The 19,400-nt window shown below is 62.7% G+C and carries 14 protein-coding genes and 1 pseudogene; 9 read left to right on the top strand and 6 right to left on the bottom strand.

From position 1 onward, the window contains the following. Entirely contained in the window at positions 1-402 is a 402-nt protein-coding gene (locus IFT44_RS17960; RefSeq protein WP_122479788.1) for a lysozyme inhibitor LprI family protein, read from the bottom strand. 286 nt (positions 403-688) lie between these two features. On the opposite strand from IFT44_RS17960, the gene IFT44_RS17955 reads away from it, so the two are divergent. The 6 genes from IFT44_RS17955 to etfB all read left to right on the top strand — a co-directional run bounded on the left by IFT44_RS17955 (position 689) and on the right by etfB (position 8,582). Beyond that, entirely contained in the window at positions 689-1,666 is a 978-nt protein-coding gene (locus tag IFT44_RS17955; RefSeq protein ID WP_122479787.1) for a dipeptidase, read from the top strand. Between the two features lie 212 nt (positions 1,667-1,878). Further along, positions 1,879-2,409 (top strand): DUF5943 domain-containing protein, encoded by a 531-nt coding sequence (locus tag IFT44_RS17950; protein WP_122479786.1) that lies wholly within the window; start codon positions 1,879-1,881, stop codon positions 2,407-2,409. A gap of 18 nt (positions 2,410-2,427) precedes the next feature. Next, positions 2,428-4,488: a dimethylglycine demethylation protein DgcA gene (dgcA, locus tag IFT44_RS17945; RefSeq protein WP_185794768.1), complete on the top strand. Its 2,061-nt coding sequence runs from the start codon at positions 2,428-2,430 to the stop codon at positions 4,486-4,488. A gap of 119 nt (positions 4,489-4,607) precedes the next feature. After that, positions 4,608-6,560 carry a dimethylglycine demethylation protein DgcB gene (gene dgcB / locus IFT44_RS17940; RefSeq protein WP_192176339.1) on the top strand — a complete coding sequence of 651 codons (1,953 nt, stop codon included), beginning with the start codon at positions 4,608-4,610 and terminating at the stop codon, positions 6,558-6,560. After that, positions 6,560-7,780, top strand: coding sequence for an electron transfer flavoprotein subunit alpha (etfA, locus tag IFT44_RS17935; protein WP_192176338.1), 1,221 nt, complete (start codon positions 6,560-6,562; stop codon positions 7,778-7,780). The genes dgcB and etfA overlap by 1 nt, the downstream gene beginning before the upstream one ends. A 28-nt stretch (positions 7,781-7,808) precedes the next feature. Further along, positions 7,809-8,582, top strand: coding sequence for an electron transfer flavoprotein subunit beta (gene etfB, locus IFT44_RS17930; protein WP_192054985.1), 774 nt, complete (start codon positions 7,809-7,811; stop codon positions 8,580-8,582). Positions 8,583-8,593: 11 nt separating this feature from the next. Here the strand turns inward: etfB and IFT44_RS17925 are convergent, their stop codons facing one another. The 3 genes from IFT44_RS17925 to gbcA all read right to left on the bottom strand — a co-directional run bounded on the left by IFT44_RS17925 (position 8,594) and on the right by gbcA (position 15,144). Next, a complete protein-coding gene (locus tag IFT44_RS17925) occupies positions 8,594-11,614 on the bottom strand; it encodes an RHS repeat domain-containing protein (protein ID WP_192176337.1) in 3,021 nt (1,006 codons plus the stop codon). A 138-nt stretch (positions 11,615-11,752) separates the two neighbouring features. Beyond that, positions 11,753-13,753 (bottom strand): acyltransferase family protein, encoded by a 2,001-nt coding sequence (locus IFT44_RS17920; protein WP_192103210.1) that lies wholly within the window; start codon positions 13,751-13,753, stop codon positions 11,753-11,755. Between the two features lie 95 nt (positions 13,754-13,848). Next, positions 13,849-15,144: a glycine-betaine demethylase subunit GbcA gene (gene gbcA, locus IFT44_RS17915; protein ID WP_122480123.1), complete on the bottom strand. Its 1,296-nt coding sequence runs from the start codon at positions 15,142-15,144 to the stop codon at positions 13,849-13,851. Between the two features lie 286 nt (positions 15,145-15,430). Between gbcA and gbcB the strand changes: the two genes are divergently transcribed. Further along, complete coding sequence (gene gbcB, locus IFT44_RS17910; protein WP_122480122.1) at positions 15,431-16,531, top strand: glycine-betaine demethylase subunit GbcB; 1,101 nt, start codon at positions 15,431-15,433, stop codon at positions 16,529-16,531. Positions 16,532-16,924: 393 nt separating this feature from the next. Here gbcB and IFT44_RS21430 read toward each other — a convergent pair whose 3' ends face one another. Beyond that, positions 16,925-17,788, bottom strand: a complete 864-nt coding sequence (locus tag IFT44_RS21430) for a methyl-accepting chemotaxis protein (protein ID WP_446730963.1) — start codon at positions 17,786-17,788, stop codon at positions 16,925-16,927. Next, positions 17,780-18,535 (bottom strand): annotated as a pseudogene (locus IFT44_RS21425) (MCP four helix bundle domain-containing protein); the annotation flags it as partial. The pseudogene IFT44_RS21425 and the gene IFT44_RS21430, both read right to left, overlap by 9 nt. A gap of 272 nt (positions 18,536-18,807) precedes the next feature. Here IFT44_RS21425 and IFT44_RS17900 point away from each other — a divergent pair. Both IFT44_RS17900 and IFT44_RS17895 read left to right on the top strand, forming a co-directional pair. Beyond that, complete coding sequence (locus IFT44_RS17900) at positions 18,808-19,032, top strand: hypothetical protein (RefSeq protein WP_192103211.1); 225 nt, start codon at positions 18,808-18,810, stop codon at positions 19,030-19,032. Beyond that, positions 19,029-19,322: a cell division protein ZapA gene (locus IFT44_RS17895; protein ID WP_122479777.1), complete on the top strand. Its 294-nt coding sequence runs from the start codon at positions 19,029-19,031 to the stop codon at positions 19,320-19,322. The genes IFT44_RS17900 and IFT44_RS17895 overlap by 4 nt, the downstream gene beginning before the upstream one ends. Positions 19,323-19,400 lie beyond the last annotated feature (78 nt).

Raw genomic sequence — 19,400 nt, 5'->3', positions numbered from 1 at the left:
TCACTCCAGGCCCACCGATTGCAGAAATTCGGAACGCTCGTCGCTTTTCTGCGCGCGACAATCGTTCTGGGCAATGTCATAGGCCTTGGTGCCTTTGCCGGCATTGACCGTGTACACGTCGCAATCGGCATCGCGCGACTTGGCCCACAGGTCCTGGGCGGTCTTGAGCCTGTCGGTGAACGCCTTGAGTTCGGGCGAGCCTTTGGGGAACTGGGAGTTGATGCGGTCGAGCAGGTCGGTGTACGACTCGCTCATCTCGGTTTCCGATGTCTTGCGGTTGTAGGCCGAGCAATCGTAGCTCTGCTGATCGGTTTCGACGTTATCGCACGGGGTGGGGCCGTCGGACTCTTCTGCCTGGGCGGCGAAGGACAGCAGGGCAAGCATCAGCAGCGTGAATCTCATGAGGATCTACCTAACCCGTTGAGCAGGACAATTGCCGCTGATTCTGTCTCAGGGGCGCTGGAAAGCATAGGGGCGCAGCGATGCCAGGCGGTTTATTTCATGCAGTGGCACGACCAAGCAGGTCTCCCCTGCAAGGTGGGTGGTCATCTTTTGCATCGTGCGTTGACGCTTTCGGCAATTCCCCTGTCGTTTTTGCATCCGGTCGCCCTGTCGCGCAGGCATATGCTGGCTCCATGAAGCGCCGACATACGATTCGGCGCCTGACTTGCCTGATGGGGACTGCCCGATGAGCCCAGCCGAACTGCACGCCGACAGCATCGTCATCGACGGGCTGATCATTGCCAAATGGAACCGCGAACTGTTCGAGGACATGCGCAAGGGCGGTCTGACCATGGCCAACTGCACGGTGTCGGTGTGGGAAGGTTTCCAGGCCACCATCGACAGCATCTGCAAGAGCCAGAAGCTGATGCGCGAGAACAGCGACCTGGTGATGCCCGTGCGCAGCACCGCCGACATCCGCAAAGCCAAGGAAACCGGCAAGACCGGCATCCTCTTCGGCTTCCAGAATGCCCACGCCTACGAAGACCAGATCGGCTACGTGGAAGTGTTCAAGCAGCTGGGCGTGGGCATCGTGCAGATGTGCTACAACACCCAGAACCTGGTCGGTACCGGCTGCTACGAGCGCGACGGCGGCCTGTCCGGATTCGGCCGCGAGATCGTTGCCGAGATGAACCGCGTCGGCGTGATGTGCGACCTGTCCCACGTCGGCTCCAAGACCAGCGAAGAAGTCATCCTCGAGTCGAAAAAGCCGGTGTGCTACTCCCATTGCCTGCCGTCGGGCCTCAAGGAGCACCCGCGCAACAAGTCCGATGAAGAGCTGAAATTCATCGCCGACCATGGTGGCTTCGTCGGCGTGACCATGTTCGCGCCTTTCCTGGCCAAGGGTATCGATTCGACCATCGACGACTACGCCGAAGCCATCGAATACACCATGAACATCGTCGGTGAAGACGCCATCGGCATCGGCACCGACTTCACCCAGGGCCACGGCCAGGACTTCTTCGAATACCTGACCCACGACAAGGGCTACGCCCGCCGCCTGACCAGCTTCGGCAAGATCATCAATCCGCTGGGCATCCGCACCGTGGGCGAGTTCCCCAACCTGACCGAAACCCTGCTCAAGCGCGGCCACAGCGAACGCGTGGTGCGCAAGATCATGGGCGAGAACTGGGTCAATGTCCTCAAGGACGTCTGGGGCGAGTGAATACCTCTGGAGCCTACTGCGCTCGCCGATAGCTGCGTCAGGTCCTCGCGAAAAGCTCGCCGTACCTCGGTACTGTCTCGCCTTTCGCTCCGGTCCTTCCTTGCTCTCGACGTGCTCGCTACGGCTCCAAAGGCATTCACACAACTGTCTATCTACGAGCAAAGCGATTGTGCGTTGCTTGCTCGAATCATGTTTATCGGAGATCACTCACCATGGCCAAGATCGCCCCGCAACTGCCCATCGAAGTCGACAGCGAAACCGGTATCTGGACCTCCGACGCCCTGCCGATGCTGTACGTGCCGCGTCACTTCTTCGTCAACAACCACATGGGCATCGAAGAGGTGCTGGGCGCCGATGCCTACGCCGAGATTCTCTACAAGGCGGGCTACAAATCCGCCTGGCACTGGTGCGAGAAGGAAGCCGAGTGCCATGGCCTGGAAGGCGTCGCGGTGTTCGAGCACTACATGAAGCGTCTGTCGCAGCGCGGCTGGGGCCTGTTCAAGATCCAGGACATCGACCTGGACCAGGGCACCTGTAGCGTCAAGCTGGAGCATTCCGCCTTCGTCTACGTGTACGGCAAGGTCGGACGCAAGGTCGACTACATGTTCACCGGCTGGTTCGCCGGCGCCATGGACCAGATTCTCGCCGCTCGCGGCAGCAGCATTCGTACCGTCGCCGAGCAAGTGTACGGCGGCTCCGAAGAAGGCCACGAAGATGGCCTCTTCACCGTGAAACCGTTGTAAGTCGAGGAATCAACCGTCATGGCTTTCGAAGCGATGTTCCAGCCGATCCAGATCGGCAAGCTGACGATCCGCAACCGCGTGCTCAGTACCGCGCACGCCGAGGTCTACGCCACCGACGGCGGCATGACCACCGATCGTTACGTGAAATACTACGAAGAGAAAGCCAAGGGTGGAATAGGCCTGGCCATCTGCGGCGGTTCCTCCAGCGTGGCCATCGACAGCCCCCAGGGCTGGTGGAAATCGGTCAACCTGGCCACCGACAAGATCATTCCGCATTTCCAGAACCTGGCCGACGCCATGCACAAGCATGGGGCCAAGATCATGATCCAGATCACCCACATGGGCCGTCGCTCGCGGTGGGACGGCGAGCACTGGCCGACCCTGATGTCGCCCTCGGGCATCCGCGAGCCGGTGCACCGCGCGACCTGCAAGACCATCGAGCCCGAAGAGATCTGGCGCGTGATCGGCAACTACGCCAGCGCTGCGGCCCGCGCCAAGGCCGGCGGCCTGGACGGCGTCGAGCTGTCGGCGGTGCACCAGCACATGATCGACCAGTTCTGGAGCCCGCGGGTCAACAAGCGCACCGACGAGTGGGGCGGCAGCTTCGAGAACCGCATGCGCTTCGGCATGGAGGTGATCAAGGCCGTGCGCAAGGAAGTCGGCGACGACTTCTGCGTAGGGCTGCGCATCTGCGGCGACGAATTCCATCCCGATGGCCTCAGCCACGAGGACATGAAGGAAATCGCCAAGTACTACTGCGACACCGGCATGCTCGATTTCCTCGGCGTGGTGGGCTCGGGTTGCGACACCCACAACACCCTGGCCAACGTCATTCCCAACATGAGCTACCCGCCCGAGCCGTTCCTGCACCTGGCGGCAGGGATCAAGGAGGTGGTGAACATCCCGGTGCTGCACGCGCAGAACATCAAGGATCCGAACCAGGCGACGCGTATTCTGGAAGGCGGCTACGTCGACATGGTCGGCATGACCCGGGCGCACATCGCCGACCCGCACCTGATCGCCAAGATCAAGATGGGCCAGATCGACCAGATCAAGCAATGCGTGGGCGCCAACTACTGCATCGATCGGCAGTACCAGGGGCTGGACGTGCTGTGCATTCAGAACGCGGCCACGTCGCGTGAATACATGGGCGTGCCGCACATCATCGAAAAGTCCACCGGCGTGAAGCGCAAGGTGGTGGTGGTCGGCGCAGGGCCTGCCGGCATGGAGGCCGCGCGCGTGGCGGCCGAGCGTGGCCACGACGTGACGTTGTTCGAGAAGAAGGACTTCATCGGTGGGCAGATCACCACTGCGTCCAAGGCGCCGCAGCGTGACCAGATCGCTGGCATTACCCGCTGGTTCCAGCTGGAACTGGCGCGCCTGAAGGTCGACCTGCGCCTGGGCACGGCTGCCGATGCCGATACCATCATGGACCTGCGCCCGGACATCGTCGTGCTGGCGGTGGGTGGCCACCCGTTTCTGGAACAGAACGAGCACTGGGGCGCCGAAGAGGGCCTGGTGGTCAGCAGCTGGGACGTGCTCGACGGCAAGGTCGCACCGGGCAAGAACGTGCTGGTGTACGACACCATCTGCGAGTTCACCGGCATGTCGGTGGCCGACTTCCTCGCCGACAAGGGCAGCCAGGTGGAGATCGTCACCGACGACATCAAGCCGGGCGTGGCCATCGGCGGTACGTCGTTCCCCACCTACTACCGCAGCATGTACCCCAAGGAAGTGATCATGACCGGCGACATGATGCTGGACAAGGTCTACCGCGAAGGCGACAAGCTGGTGGCCGTGCTGGAGAACGAATACACCGGCGCCAAGGAAGAACGCGTGGTCGACCAGGTGGTGGTGGAGAACGGCGTGCGTCCCGACGAACAGCTCTACTACGCGCTCAAGCAGGGGTCGCGCAACAAGGGCCAGATGGACATCGACGCCTTGTTCGCGATCCAGCCGCAGCCGTCGTTGAGTACCTCGGGCGACGACTATCTGCTGTTTCGTATCGGCGACTGCGTGGCCCAGCGCAACACACACGCGGCGATCTACGACGCGCTGCGCCTGTGCAAGGATTTTTGACCCTGCTCCCGTAGGAGCGGTCATCGGCCGCGAAGGGATCACTGCGGTGTACCTGATACAGCGCAGTGACCGTTTCGCGGCCGATGACCGCTCCTACGAGGGTCCACAGAGGCTTCACCATGCTCAATACACTGCTTCCCATCCTGCTGTTCGCCGCCCTCGCCTTGGCTGTTCTGGGCGCCGTGCGGCGAATCAATATGTGGCGCCGCGGTCGGCCATCTCAGGTCGACCTGCTGGGCGGCCTGCTGGCCATGCCCAAGCGCTACATGGTCGACCTGCACCATGTGGTCGCGCGCGACAAGTACATCGCCAACACCCATGTTGCCACGGCCGGTGGCGCGGTGCTGGCGGCGGTGCTGGCGGTGCTGGTCCATGGCTTCGGCCTGCACAATCGCATGCTTGGCTATGCGCTGCTGTTCGCCACCGCGCTGATGTTCGTCGGTGCCTGCTTCGTCTACGCCCGCCGCCGCAACCCGCCCGCGCGCTTGTCCAAGGGCCCGTGGATGCGCCTGCCGAAAAGCCTGCTGATGTTCTCGGCCACCTTCTTTATCGCCACCTTGCCGGTGGCCGGTATCTTGCCGATGAATTTCGGCGGTTGGGTACTGGCTGCGGTGCTGGGCATCGGCGTGCTGTGGGGCGTGTCGGAACTGTTTCTCGGACTGACCTGGGGCGGGCCGATGAAGCACGCTTTCGCTGGCGCCTTGCACCTGGCCTGGCACCGCCGCGCCGAACGCTTTGGCGGTGGTCGCTCCACCGGCCTGAAGCCGTTGGACCTGAACGACCCCACTGCGCCGCTGGGCGTGGAAAAACCCAAGGACTTCACCTGGAACCAGCTGCTGGGCTTCGATGCCTGCGTGCAGTGCGGCAAATGTGAAGCCGCGTGCCCGGCGTTCGCCGCCGGTCAACCGCTGAACCCGAAGAAGCTCATTCAGGACATGGTCGTAGGCCTGGCCGGTGGCACCGATGCGAACTTCGCCGGCAGCCCCTATCCCGGCAAGGCGATTGGCGAACACGCGGGTAACCCGCACCAGCCCATCGTCAATGGCCTGGTCGATGCCGACACCCTGTGGTCGTGCACCACCTGCCGCGCCTGCGTGGAAGAGTGTCCGATGATGATCGAGCACGTCGACGCCATCGTCGACATGCGCCGCCACCTGACCCTGGAAAAAGGTGCCACGCCCAACAAGGGCGCCGAAGTGCTGGACAACCTGATCGCCACCGACAACCCCGGCGGTTTCAATCCCGGTGGCCGGATGAACTGGGCCGCCGACCTGAACCTGCCATTGTTGAGCGAGCGCAAAACCATCGACGTGCTGTTCTGGGTTGGGGACGGCGCCTTCGACATGCGCAACCAACGCACCTTGCGCGCCTTCGTCAAAGTGCTGAAAGCGGCCAAGGTCGATTTCGCCGTGCTCGGCCTGGAAGAGCGCGATAGCGGAGACGTGGCGCGGCGACTGGGCGACGAGGCCACCTTCCAGCTGCTGGCCAAGCGCAATATCGGCACCCTCGCCAAGTACGGCTTCAAGCGCATCGTCACCTGCGACCCCCACAGCTTCCATGTGTTGAAGAACGAGTACGGTGCGCTGGGCGGCAACTATCAGGTGCTGCACCACAGCACCTTCATGGCCGAACTGGTCACCGCCGGCCAGCTCCATCTGGGACAGCACAAGGGCGGCAGCGTGACCTACCACGACCCGTGCTACCTGGGCCGCTACAACGGCGAGTACCAGGCCCCGCGCGATGTGCTCAAGGCGCTGGGTATCGAGGTCAAGGAAATGCAGCGCTCGGGTTTCCGTTCCCGCTGTTGCGGTGGCGGTGGCGGCGCGCCGATCACCGACATACCCGGCAAGCAGCGCATTCCCGACATGCGCATGGAAGACATCCGCGAAACCCAGGCCGAAGTCGTGGCCGTGGGCTGCCCGCAGTGCACCGCCATGCTAGAAGGCGTGGTGGAACCGCGGCCGTTGGTCAAGGACATCGCCGAACTGGTCGCCGAGGCGCTGGTCGAGGACAGTGTTGCCCCCGCCAGGCCCGCACCGGCCAAACGTGAAGTTGTCGAGGAGGTGCATTGATGAGTGACCTCATCCGTCGTGATCCGCGGGCCGAATGGATCGCCCGCAACCGCCTTCATCCCTTGCACAGTGCCCTGCAGCCTCAGGCGAGTGCGTGGATGGGGCCCAATGGCGTCATGCGCAAGAACCCCCACGGCATCGGTTTCATCGGCGCCAACGGGATCAAGCGCATCGACCGCAGCGGCGCCCAGCAGGGCGGCGCGAGCAAGCGTTCGGCAGCCGTGGAAGTCAAGCTGCCCTTGCACCAGGTGGAGGTGCCCCAATTCTACATCGCCGTGGTGCCGGACATGGTCGGCGGCCGCCTGAGCAGCCACGACCGCGACGTGCTGGGCCTGGCTCATCGCCTGGCAGCAGGGGGTGGCGCGGTATTGGCCATCGTCTTCGGCGAACACAAGGAACACGCTTTCGATAGCGCAGGCGTCGACCGGCTGTTGATTCTGCAGGGCGGCGAATTCGAAGGTTATGCGCCGGAACAGCGAATCCACGGCCTGCGCGCGGTGGATAATCAGTTCAGCCCACGCCATTGGCTGCTGCCCGACAGCCGTACCGGCGGTGGCGAGCTGGGTCGGCGTTTTGCCGCTTGCCAGGGTGAACGTCCCGCCACACGTGTGTGGCAGGTCAAGGACGGCCAGTGCATCAGCCGTGCCGGTGCCGGCCAGCAGGACATTGCCCGACCGCTGCCGCGCTTGATCCTGGCGGCCGCCGAGTGCGCCGAACCGGTGGACGAGACTCGTCACGAAGCGCTGCCGGTGGCGTTGTCCGCAGCCACGGCGCGCAGCCTGCCGCGCATCGAAGACCTCGGGGCGGTAGCAGTCGACCCGGCGGCCGTGCCCATGGCCGAATCGGAATTCATATTCTCGGGGGGCAATGGGGTCAAGGACTGGGAACTGTTCCACCGGACGGCCCAGGCCTTGGGTGCGACCGAAGGTGCCTCGCGGGTGGCGGTGGACGATGGTTTCATGCTGCGCGACCGTCAGGTCGGCGCCAGTGGTACCTGGGTGACCGCGCGGGTCTACGTGGCGGTGGGCATTTCCGGTGCCATCCAGCACTTGCAGGGCATCGGTGGTTGCGACAAGGTCATTGCCATCAACCTCGACGCCAACTGCGACATGGTCAAGCGTGCCGACCTGTCGGTGATCGGCGACGGGCAGGCGATCATGCACGCCTTGATCGACGCCATCCAGGCCTATCGCAACCAAGCCAAGCGCGATGCCGCCTGATGGGCGCCACGATGAGAGAGACACAGCCATGAACACCAAGGTCATCACCCTCGTTTCCATCGGCGCCCACCCGACGTCCGGCCGCCCCCGGCGCGCAGACCAGGATTCACGCGCCGTGGAGCTGGGCCTGCAACTGGCCGGAGATGACCTGCAGGTACTGCACGCCGGCGATGTCGCCGAGCCCGCCTTGCGCGCGTATCTGGGCATGGGCCTGCAGCAGTTGCACGTGCTTGAACAGCCACAAGGCGCCGATGCCTTGCCGGCCCTGTGCGACTACCTGCAAGCGGCCGGTGCGCACGTGGTGCTCACCGGTACCCAGGCCGAAACCGGCGAAGGCTCGGGCATGTTGCCCTTTCTGCTGGCGGAAAAACTCGGCTGGCCGTTGATCGTTGGCCTGGCCGAGGTCGAGTCCATCGACAACGGCGTGGCTCAGGTGCTGCAGGCCTTGCCCCGAGGCCAAAGACGGCGCCTCAAGGTGCGACTGCCGTTGCTGGCCACCGTCGACAATGCCGCACCCAAGCCTCGGCAGAGCGCCTACGGCCCGGCGCAGCGCGGACGGCTGCCGGTGGATGAGGTGGAGGTGATCAACGACGAACTGTTCGACAGCGCCGAGCTGCAACCGGCCAAGCCCCGGCCCAAACGCCTGAAGGTGATCAAGGCCAAGAGCGGCGCGGATCGCATGAAGGCCGCCACGGCCAAGGCCAGTGGCGGAGGAGGGCAGGTGCTCAAGGGCCTGAGCGCCGAAGAGGGCGCTCAGGCGGTGCTCAAGGCGTTGATCGAGGAGGGGGTGGTGCGGCTTTGATGCGCGCGTCGCTACAAGCCAAGCACGTCGACTTGATGCCGCTGGCGGAATGCGCTGGTGGCACCGGCAGCCGCTTGCAGATGGTCAACAGCCGTACTGAATTGCGCGACCAGGCCACCCAACGTCATGCTTTTTCCAGTGAACGTGCTATTGGTCAGCCCAGTGAGTTTATCGTCAGCCTCGGTCGCGTTGTACATCTTTGCTATCTGTAGCGTCCGCCTATAGAGCTCGGCGAACGCACCGTCCGCGCTGGTTTCCAAAAGTTCGAGCTTCGCCGGGTCTTTGTCTTGTTGGGTTTTATACAGTTCATAGCCAGCCTTGATTGCATCGACGCCGATCTTGACGGCGACGCCCGCTGGCCCTGCGGCTTTGGAACCTGCGGTTTTGGCGACTTCAGTGCCGAGGTTCAGGGCATTCTTGGGATTGTCGGGTACGTAAGTGCGAGATTTATAGTAGAACTTACCCACCAGACCGTTCTTGCGAATCTTCGCGTCATGAATGATCGATGAAGCACTCAGAGTTCCAGTACGCAGATGCAGAGTGGCGGTATTGCCGGCTTTTTCCATTGCCTTTTCCGAGGCGACACTGGCCAGCTTACCGAGCACCATGCCTATGCCAGCACCGGCCAGAGCCCCCGCCGGGCCCAATGCCATCGCCCCGACGGCTGTGCCAATGGCTGTTCCTGTGGCTGTAGAGCTCAAGTTGGAAACAACGATAGTCGCCCCTCGAAGTCCGACCGACTTCGCCAGCTCAGTAGTGCTTTCCATATTTTTCAGTGCCTGGATCACACCCTTGCTATTGGTTTCAGAGATTTCGTAGGCCGAAAGCAGTACCTGCGCGCGGCTCTGCCTGGTGCGATTGAACCAGGTCTTGCAATGGCCTTTCCAGTTCTCATATTTACGGCGTCGCTCGCTCTCGGAACCGGTTCCCCAATACGGCTGCCCCGCCAGGTATTCGTCTGTAGGGCCCGCTTCAATCATGCTTTCAAGGGTGTCATGCTTTGTTTTGGCGCGCCCATCACCGTCCACCATGGTGATAGGATTGTTGCCTACCATCGCATAAAGGTTCAGACCGTCGATATCGCCCGCCGGATCCGGATTGATCCATCGGATCTGCCAGGGTGCGTAGTAGCGCAAGCCGTAATAGTAAAGACCGGTGGCGTCACGTTCCTTGCCGGAGTAGCGGATGGTTTTGTACTTGGCTTGCAGTGCACTGCGACCGGCCCAGCAGGCGGTGCCCCCGAACGGATAGTATTCTTCCCGGCTCAATAACTGGCCGTCGCTGCCCAACTCCAACGTGGCTGAGCGCAAATGGTTGCTCAGGGTGAAACGCAGTTGATCATTAGGCAAACCCTCGGGTTTGCCATGTGCCCAATGCAGCAGACGGACGCCGTTCTTACCCGCTTGCGCAACGATGACATGCAAGCGCTCACCGCTGCGGCTGTCCGTCCGAATTTCCAGCCCCGGTAGGTAGCGGACCTCACATCGACGTGCGCCGCTGCGCTGTTGGGCATGGGATATCTTGCGCAAACGACTTCCCGCAGCGTCGTAGATGTAGCGCTCATAGTCGTCTTCTTCATCGTCGCGCTGCACCGGTGCCACGCGCTGCAGCTGGTTGTATTCATCCCATGTCATTACCTGCCCGGGCAGCAGTTCGCGGGAGTTTCCATTGGCATCGAAGCCATCGGTCAACTGGCCTTCATCGGGGAGTTGCCCATTGCGCTCGGGCAGCGATCTGTTGCTGGCACTTGCCACCGCCATTCTGAGTGTTCGGTTCCGTTGCCCATTGACGTGGCGAAGCTCTGTCAGGTTGCCCGCCCGGTCATACTCCATGTTCTGCCGGTAGTTGAGCAGCAAGGAAGGATCCTGAGGCATTGCCAGCAACGGCGGCAGTGATGGGCCTTCGCCGCCCGCATTTGCAGCTTCGCGACCGGTAGCTTCGATCAGTTGGCAAAACGAGTCATAGCGATATTCGTTGACCGCTTCGATGCGACGATTGGCGTGGTATTTGGTGGGTTGAGATTGATCGCTGACCTTGATGATGTTGCCGGCTGGATCATACAGGTAGTGCAAATCCTGAAGCACGACCGCGTCGGCGCTTACGGACGTTGCCCTGAGTAGCTGTTGGTCGATGGGGTCGAACTCGGCGCGGCTTGTCACGCCATTGCCTATCGTTTGCGAAACGATCCGCCCGCCTGCATCATGACTCAACGCCGACAGCAGTTCACAGTTCAGCCCTTCGGCGGTCACCAGCCGGCTGGTAGCCTCCAGACCACTGATGTCATGGCCAAAATGTTGCACATTACCCAAGGCGTCTCTGTGGGTGACAAGCATGCCGGTGGCATCGTGGGTATAGGAGGTGCGATAACCCGGCCCAGGCTCTAGCAAGGCATCGCGTTCCGCCAGGGACACGGGCCAGTCGGGTAGCACCTCTGCGTCCAGAAAACGCTGCGTATAGCTGATCGCTTCGCCGTTGATGTCAAACCCATGGGCGATTCTGCTGCCCGCGTCATCGTCATGCCGATAGCTCGTGCCGCACAGATTGCGAGCAGCGTGCTCGCTGTCGACCGCTGCGTAATCGACGCGTTGCGTGACGCGTTGCCGGCCCTCGGCATCGCGTTTGGCAACCGATATCAACCTGGCGTGTCGGTCATAATTCAGCGTGGTGTGGATGCCTTTGCTGTCCCAGCTTTCCCGGTTGGAGCCTTGGGCGTCGAGCAACATCGCTTTCCAGCCAGAATCCGCATTGCGCTGCAACAACGGTGTACCCGAGAAGCTGAACACCGTTGCTTGATTCGGCGTCTCGCTCACACCGCTCTGGAAATGCTCGAACTGACGCGGATCCCACTGGCTGACAGGACGGCCTGCGTGGTCATGCCATTGGGCACTGACCCGGGGCTCGGCAGGGACGTCGGCTTCGCGTCGGTAATAACCGATGGTACGTACGGCCAGGCCACGGGGGTCGGACACCACCAGTGCCGGGGTGCGGGCATGGATGGCGAGTTGATCGGAGATGCTTCGAAGGGGCGACATGCTGTCCTGCCTTGCTCGGATAGATTTCCCTCTTTATCTCTGATCGCCCGGCAGCCAGCCATGAACACCCACGGTATCAACGCTGCGCACAACTGTAGCGGCGATGCAGGCCGCGTTCGGCTTGCCGTGCCGGGTGCGTCATCGCGTTCGCAGGGGTGCGTAGAGGTGTATCAAAAGCGCTGTGAAAGAGGGTTCGAGCACACGGTTGCCGTGGCCGCTCAGGTGGTCGGCATCGGCGAAGAGTGGTGTTTCGTTCGAGTCGTAGGCCGAGCAGGTGTTGCCCGGGCAAAGGATCGGCAACGGATCCCAGACGTTCAGCGCCGGGTATTCGCGGGTCAGTATCGTCAGCAGATGCATCTGCGGCGCACGTAGCTGCACTATCCGGTCGTGTTCCACGCTCAGTCCGGGCGTGCAGATCGGATTCATTCGGTTGAATGGATCCGAGCAACGGTTCGCCGGGGCCTTGAAGACCGGCGACGGTGCGTCGATCAGTACGGTCAAGCCCGCCGCCTGCAGCGGTTCGAGCACGGCGTCGGCGGCCTGGCGGGCCGCTTGGGCGTGTTGCACAGTGCGCTCGCCGCGTGCTTGTTCGAAGATTGCGTCCTCGCCCTGCTGCCAATCGCGGCCCGCCAGCTCCGGCATGCGCAGGGACGCTAGGAACACCACATCGCCTGGCTTGGCGCGTGCCTGAATATCGGCCAACGCACTGCTCTGCCAAGTCGCGCAGGCGGGCGGATCGGCATCCAGCAGGCTGACCACCGCGCAGCCGCCGCGTTCGTATTCCACCACGTCGATGCCCAATCGCAGCGAGACGATGTTGAGCATCGTGCGGTAGGCGGCGGTGTGTGAGTCGCCCAGCACGAAAAGCTGGCGCCCGTGCAGGCCCGGCTGGTCGATCTTTTCGATCGGCTCCCGAGGGTAGTGTCTGTAGGCATGCCAGGTGTAGCTATCGGCCACGGTACTCAGCGATAAACGCTCGGTGGAGTGGATTGTCCACGCCGCAATCCCGGCGCACAGCCCCATGGCACTCAGCCCACCGCACATCGACAGCCCCGCACGGCGATGCCACCGCGTGCCGCCACGGCGCACTGGCATTTCGACCCAGTGGTAGGACGCCGCTGCCAGGCCGAACACCAGCAACGGGTAGGCCAGCTGGATCCACAATGCTTCCAGGCCAATGGTCCAGCGCAGGAATACCGCTACGGGCCAGTGCCACAGGTACAGCGAATATGACAGGCGCCCCACGTACGTCAGGGCTGGCCATTGCAAGACCGTCAGCAACGGGCCAGCGGGTCGATCGCTGCCGAGCACCACGGCGGCGATCAGCAACACCGTGCCCAGCACCGGGACTAGCGCCCATGGGTACGGGAAGCGTGCAGCCGGCGTCAGGATGAAGCCTGCCGCCAGCAACGCCAGCCCGGCCACCAGCATCGCCTGTCGATGCCACGGTTGCAGGCGAGTCAGGCGGCCTTGGCCAATGGCCTGGAACAGCAATGCACCAGCGGCCAGTTCCCAGAAACGGCTGGGCAGCAGATAGAACGCCGACAAGGGTGCGGCGTGGGTCTGCACCGCGCACCAGGCCAGCGAGGCTAGGGTCAAGGCAGGCAGCAGGCAGCGCGCGATCACGCTGTTTTCGCGGTAGCGCAGCCAGAGCAGGAAGACCGTGGGCAATAGCAGATAGAACTGTTCTTCCACGCCCAGCGACCAGGTGTGCAGGTACGGGTTGAACTCGGCTTTCGGTGAGAAATAGGTGTCGGTCTGCCAGGCCAGAACCAGGTTGCTCAGCCCCACGAATGCGGCCAGGCCGGTGTCTTCGTTCTGGCTGCTGAGCCATACCGGGGGAACGATCAGCGCCGACATCAGTACACTGGCGGTGAGCACAAGCAATAACGCCGGAAGAATGCGCAGCAGGCGTCGTTGGTAGAACCCCAGCAGGAAGGTGCGCAGCGGCAGGCCGCTCGTTTGCGCCAGGGAGCGGCTGATCACGTAGCCGGAAATGACGAAGAACATGTCTACGCCGGTGAAGCCTCCTGGCAGAAAGCGCAGGAAATCGACATGGAAAACGATGACTGCAAGTACCGCGATCGCGCGCAGGCCATCGATGCCCGCAACGTATGGCAAGCCGGGAGTGGAGGACATGGTGCCGCCCTTTTATTGTTGGGCAGCGACCATAGAATGCCTGGGCAGGCAAACGCCAGATTGCATCTTTTCAGGATGTATCCCGAGCTCGCCTGTTACTCGTGCACTGCCACGCCCTTGAGATACGCCGCAGGCTCCGCCCCCAGGTTGCTCAGCAGCCGCTCGCTGTACCAGTCGATGAAGTTCACGACGCCGAACTCGTAGGTCTTGGAGTACGGCCCCGGCTGGTAGGCGGTGGAGTTGATGCCCCGCTGGTTTTCCTCGGCCAGGCGGCGATCCTGGTCGTTGGTCGCGTCCCACACCTGGCGCATCCGCGCGACGTCGTAGTCCACGCCTTCCACGGCGTCCTTGTGCACCAGCCACTTGGTGGTGACCACCGTTTCCTGCGCGCTGATCGGCCACACCGTGAACACGATGATGTGGTCACCCATGCAGTGGTTCCAGGAATGCGGCAGGTGCAGGATGCGCATCGAACCCAGGTCCGGATTCTTGATGCGCCCCATCAGTTTCTTGCAGCCGACCTGGCCGTCCAGCGTCATCGACAGCGTGCCCTTGAGCAGCGGCATGCGCACGATGCGGTTGCGCAGGCCGTGGCTGGCGTGGGCGTAGGGGATCTTTTCGGCATCCCAGGCGGCAGCCGAGGCGGCCACATGGTCCTTGAAGGCCTGGTCGGCGCGGGGGTCGGTGACGTCGTCCCATTCCAGCAGGGTCTTGAGCAATTCGGGGTGGGCGCCGCCGCAGTGGTAGCACTCGCGGTTGTTCTCCAGCACCAGTTTCCAGTTGGCCTTTTCCAGCAGATCGGTCTGCACCGCGACCTTGGTGTTTTCCATGTCGTACGGTTCCATGTAATGGTTCAGCGTACTGAGGAAATTGTCGATCGCAGGCGGGTTCTCCGCCAGGCTGATGAAAATGTAGCCGCCTGACGTTTTCACATGCACGGGCTTGAGGCCGTACTGCTTCATGTCGAAGTCGGCGCCCATCTCGGTGCCGGCGAACAGCAGGCGGCCATCCAGCTCGTAGGTCCACTGGTGGTAATGGCAGACCAGCTTGGCCACCTTGCCTTTTTCCTTGGTGCACAGTCGCGAACCGCGATGGCGGCAGACGTTGTGAAAGGCATGCACCACCCCTTCGGCCCCGCGCACCACGAGGATCGGATTGCTGCCGATCTGCAGGGTGAGGTAGTTGCCCTTGGCCGGGATCTCGCATGTCATGCCGGCGATCAGCCATTCCTTGTTGAAGATCTCCTGCATGTCGATCTGGAACAGGCGTTCGTCGTTGTAGAACGGCTGCGGCAGCGAGAAGGTACGCTCGCGTTCCTGCAGCATCTGGGCGGTTGCCTTGCGTGCGGGTTCCAGCGGATCGCCCAGACTCAGGGTAGTGGTGGCATCCATCGTGTTCATCCTCATGGCCAGGCAGTGTGGCCGCGAAAAAAGTGGCTGTTACGGTTGTCGACGCAAGGCGGCTGAAACTGCGTTCAGATGCGGTGGAGTGTGCGACTCGGCGCGCCATGAACCTTATCCATGGGCGACATGGCCAAATCCATTCCCGACGCTGCAGGCTAGGCGGCATGGGGCTGGTCGCCATGAGCATGTGGATGTCGCGGATGGGAATGTGGCGGTGGCGGTGCACCCGCAGAATCGCTGCACGCACAGTCGGCAGTCGACCTTGGAGACCAGCATGTCCAACCCCTTCCTGATGCCCGTCAATACCCAGACCTGGGCCAATGGGCGCCACATCGTTCGTTGCGTCAAGGTGATCCAGGAAACCTGGGACGTGCGCACCTTCTGCTTCATGGCCGACCAGCCCATTCTGTTCTTTTTCAAGCCAGGCCAGTTCGTGACCCTGGAACTGGAAATCGAAGGCCAGCCGGTGATGCGCTCGTACACCATCTCCAGCGCGCCGTCGGTGCCGTACAGCTTTTCCATCACCATCAAGCGAGTGCCGGGCGGGCGCGTTTCGAACTGGTTGCACGATACCCTGCACGAGGGCCAGGAGCTGGCGGTACATGGCCCGGTCGGGCTATTCAATGCCATCGACTTTCCGGCACCGAAGATTCTCTATCTCAGCGGTGGGGTCGGTATCACGCCGGTGATGTCGATGGCGCGCTGGTTCTACGACACCAACGCCAACGTCGACATGGTTTTCGTGCACAGTGCGCGTTCGCCCAAGGACATCATCTACCACCGCGAACTGGAGCACATGGCCTCGCGGGTCGACAACTTCAGCCTGCACATCATCTGCGAGAAGCATGGGCTGGGTGAGCCGTGGTCGGGCTACCGTGGCTACCTGAACCACAAGCTGCTGGAATTGATCGCGCCCGACTTCATGGAGCGCGAGGTGTATTGCTGCGGGCCGACCCCGTACATGACTGCGGTCAAGCGCCTGCTGGAAGCCGCCGGCTTCGACATGACCCGTTACCACGAGGAATCGTTCGGCGCCACGCCGCCCGAGGCGCGCGCCGACGCCGTGGAACAGGCCGAGCAGGCCGCCGATGCGCCGGAAGTGGACGTCTCGGAACTGCACCTGGTGGAGTTCACCGCCAGCGGCAAGAGCATCCGCGTGGCGCCGGGCGAAACCGTGCACGCAGCGGCTTCCAAGCTCGGGATGATGATTCCCAAGGCCTGCGGCATGGGCATCTGTGGCACCTGCAAGGTGCTCAAGCTGGGAGGCGAGGTGGAGATGGAGCACAACGGCGGCATCACCGAGGATGACGAAGCCGAGGGCTACATCCTGTCCTGCTGCAGCGTGCCGAAGGGAGATGTGCGCATCGAGTTCTGATGTGCGATTGCGATGTCAGTCGTGGTTTCGGACGACTGCATCGAGGCCAGACGCGGCTTGCGCCGCTGCTACAGGGGGTCGCGGTGTTTCTGAACGACTGCGTCGAGGCGGGACGCGGCTTGCGCCGCTGCTACAAGGTATTGCGGTGCATCTGAACGCCTGCGTCGCGGCCGGACGCGGCTTGCGCCGCTGCTACAGGGGGTCGCGGTGTTTCTGAACGACTGCGTCGAGGCGGGACGCGGCTTGCGCCGCTGCTACGAGGTATTGCGGTGCATTTGAACGACTGCGTCGAGGCGGGACGACGAGGCATTGCGGTATTTCTGTAGCAGCGGCGCGAGCCGCGTCGGCGGTGCGCGCGGTGTCTATGAGTGAACGCGTGAAGGCGCCTGGTGCTTACACCTTGAAGCGCGCCACCAGCCCATTCAGATCCACTGCCAGGCGCGCCAGTTCGCCGCTGGCCGCCGTGGTCTGCGCCGAACCTGCAGCGGTCTGCACCGACAGGTCGCGAATGTTCACCAGGTTGCGGTCCACTTCGCGCGCCACCTGGGCCTGCTCTTCGGCAGCGCTGGCAATCACCAGGTTGCGTTCGTTGATCTGCACGATGGCGCCATTGATCGTCTCCAGCGCCATGCCGGCACCCTTGGCGATGTTGAGGGTCGACTCGGCGCGCTCGGTGCTGTTGCGCATCGAGTCCACGGCTTGCTCGGTGCCACCCTGGATGCTGCCGATCATGCGCTCGATCTCGCTGGTCGACTGCTGGGTGCGGTGCGCCAGCGCGCGGACCTCGTCGGCCACCACGGCAAACCCGCGGCCTGCCTCCCCAGCACGTGCCGCCTCGATGGCTGCGTTGAGCGCCAGCAGGTTGGTCTGGTCGGCCAGGCCACGAATCACGTCCAGCACCTTGCCGATGTCGCGCGACTCGGTTGCCAGGTTGCCAATCAGCTCGGCGGTGCTCTGCACGTCGCCGCTCATGCGTTCGATGGCGCTGACGGTTTCCATGACCAGGTCACGGCCATCGCTGGCCGACGTGGTCGCGTCCTTGGACGCCTCGGAGGTGCTCACGGCGTTGCGTGCCACTTCTTCGACCGCACTGGTCATCTCGTTGACTGCAGTGGCGGCCTGTTCGATCTCGTTGTTCTGTTGAGTCAGGCCGCGAGCACCTTCGTCGGTGACGCTGTTGAGTTCCTCGGCAGCCGATGCCAATTGGGTCGCCGAACCGGAAATGCGCTGCAGGGTATCGCGCAGCTTGCCCTGCATCTTCTGCATGGCCAGCAGCAACCGCGCGGCTTCGTCGCGCCCCTCGGCATGGATCGGCCGGGTCAGGTTGCCTTCGGCAATTGCCTCGGCCGCCACCAGTGCCTGGTCGATCGGCCTGACGATGCTGCGGGTCAACAGCCAGGCAAACAGGAACGTCAGCAGGGTCGCCACGATCAGCATGCCCACCACCCAGGTGAACGCCGAGCGGTATTCATCCTCGGCTTGCTGATTGATCTCGCGGGTTTGCACATTGTTGATCTTGACCAGTTTCTCGAGCACGGCATTGACCTGCTCGGAATTGCTCAGCATGTCGCTGTTGAGCATGGTCCGCAGCTCTTCCACCTGACCGTTGGCCGAAAAGCTCTTCATGCGAGCTTCGAGCTGGCGATACTGGCCCAGCAAACGCTTGTAGTCATCGTAGGCCGCCTGCTCTTCGTCATTGGAGATCATTTTCTCGTAACGGGCCTGGGCCTGGTTGATCTGCTCGTTGCGCTGGTCGAACAGCTGCACGGTTTTCTGCTGGATGTCGGCTTCGCGATTGAGCAACAAGCGGTACGACAGCACACGCAGGCGCAGCGTCAGCTGGGTCAGCTCGTCCAGGCTGGTGATGCTGGGTACGGTGTTGTTCTCGATGTTCTGGCCGGCGGCGCGGATGTGGCTCATCTGGACCAGGGAAAACACCCCGAGCACGATCATCAGCACGCCGATGAGGGAGAAACCGAGCAGCGCGCGCGGGGCGATGTTCATGTTGCGTAAAGACATGTGAGGTTACCGAAAGGTAGGGCGCGTCCGTGCGACACAAGAAAGGGCTGCACGGCTTATCGGTCGAATGTAAAAAGTCTGAAGGGGACAAATTGCCGCAGGTGATGCGCGTCATCGCGAACGCTCAAGCGATGAAGACCGATGAACGGGACGAACCGAACAGCGATTTGGGGGTCCATCGGGGTCCTATCAAAGCTGGCCCGGGCGAGGTTTTTTCTTTATCGTTCGCGCCCCTGACAAAGTGTTGGAAATAGCAAATGTTGGAAGCATCCCTGAATCAATTGGAAAGCCTGGTAAACGACCTGGTCAAGCACAACCGGGAACTGGCCGAACGCAATGCCCAGCTGGCCGGCGAGCTGGCCCAGGCCAAGGATGACAACGACACGCTGCAGCTCAGTCTGCTGGAACAGGAAGAAAAGCAGGGCGCAACCACGGCGCGTATTCAAGCACTGGTCGAGCGTGCTACCGCGGCGGCGGTATGAACCTTGACGACGGGGTTGAGGTCTTCTCGATCCTGGGCAACGAATATTCAGTGAAAGCACCGCCCGGCGAACAGCAGGCGCTGCGTCAGGCGTTCGGCATGCTCGAGCGCACGCTGGCGCAGACCAAGCGCAGCCATCCGACATTGATCGGCGACCGCCTGCTGGTGCTGGCCGCGCTGAATCTATGCCAGCGCCAGGTCGAGCTGAGCCAGGGCCACGCCCATGCCATGGACCAGTGCAAAAGCAGGATCGACGCCCTGGTGAGTCGCTGCAGCGATACGCAGGACTGATTCAGCCAAGCGGCCGGGTGGTGCTGCTGCGCAGATCACCGCCCAGCCCTCGCCGGTGGCTTGTTGTTCTTTGCTCTG

The organism is Pseudomonas sp. CFBP 13710, from assembly GCF_014842235.1.
GTDB classification, from domain to species: domain Bacteria; phylum Pseudomonadota; class Gammaproteobacteria; order Pseudomonadales; family Pseudomonadaceae; genus Aquipseudomonas; species Aquipseudomonas baltica.
Note: the sequence above shows the minus strand (reverse complement) of the source record. Positions and strands in the feature narration are given on the sequence as shown.

Bases quoted from the DNA above. Each gene is read 5' to 3' on its own strand.
- IFT44_RS17960 (WP_122479788.1), bottom strand. From the start codon at position 402: ATGAGATTCACGCTGCTGATGCTTGCCCTGCTGTCCTTCGCCGCCCAG.
- IFT44_RS17955 (WP_122479787.1), top strand. From the start codon at position 689: ATGAGCCCAGCCGAACTGCACGCCGACAGCATCGTCATCGACGGGCTG.
- IFT44_RS17950 (WP_122479786.1), top strand. From the start codon at position 1,879: ATGGCCAAGATCGCCCCGCAACTGCCCATCGAAGTCGACAGCGAAACC.
- dgcA (WP_185794768.1), top strand. From the start codon at position 2,428: ATGGCTTTCGAAGCGATGTTCCAGCCGATCCAGATCGGCAAGCTGACG.
- dgcB (WP_192176339.1), top strand. From the start codon at position 4,608: ATGCTCAATACACTGCTTCCCATCCTGCTGTTCGCCGCCCTCGCCTTG.
- etfA (WP_192176338.1), top strand. From the start codon at position 6,560: ATGAGTGACCTCATCCGTCGTGATCCGCGGGCCGAATGGATCGCCCGC.
- etfB (WP_192054985.1), top strand. From the start codon at position 7,809: ATGAACACCAAGGTCATCACCCTCGTTTCCATCGGCGCCCACCCGACG.
- IFT44_RS17925 (WP_192176337.1), bottom strand. From the start codon at position 11,614: ATGTCGCCCCTTCGAAGCATCTCCGATCAACTCGCCATCCATGCCCGC.
- IFT44_RS17920 (WP_192103210.1), bottom strand. From the start codon at position 13,753: ATGTCCTCCACTCCCGGCTTGCCATACGTTGCGGGCATCGATGGCCTG.
- gbcA (WP_122480123.1), bottom strand. From the start codon at position 15,144: ATGGATGCCACCACTACCCTGAGTCTGGGCGATCCGCTGGAACCCGCA.
- gbcB (WP_122480122.1), top strand. From the start codon at position 15,431: ATGTCCAACCCCTTCCTGATGCCCGTCAATACCCAGACCTGGGCCAAT.
- IFT44_RS21430 (WP_446730963.1), bottom strand. From the start codon at position 17,788: ATGCAGGGCAAGCTGCGCGATACCCTGCAGCGCATTTCCGGTTCGGCG.
- IFT44_RS17900 (WP_192103211.1), top strand. From the start codon at position 18,808: ATGTTGGAAGCATCCCTGAATCAATTGGAAAGCCTGGTAAACGACCTG.
- IFT44_RS17895 (WP_122479777.1), top strand. From the start codon at position 19,029: ATGAACCTTGACGACGGGGTTGAGGTCTTCTCGATCCTGGGCAACGAA.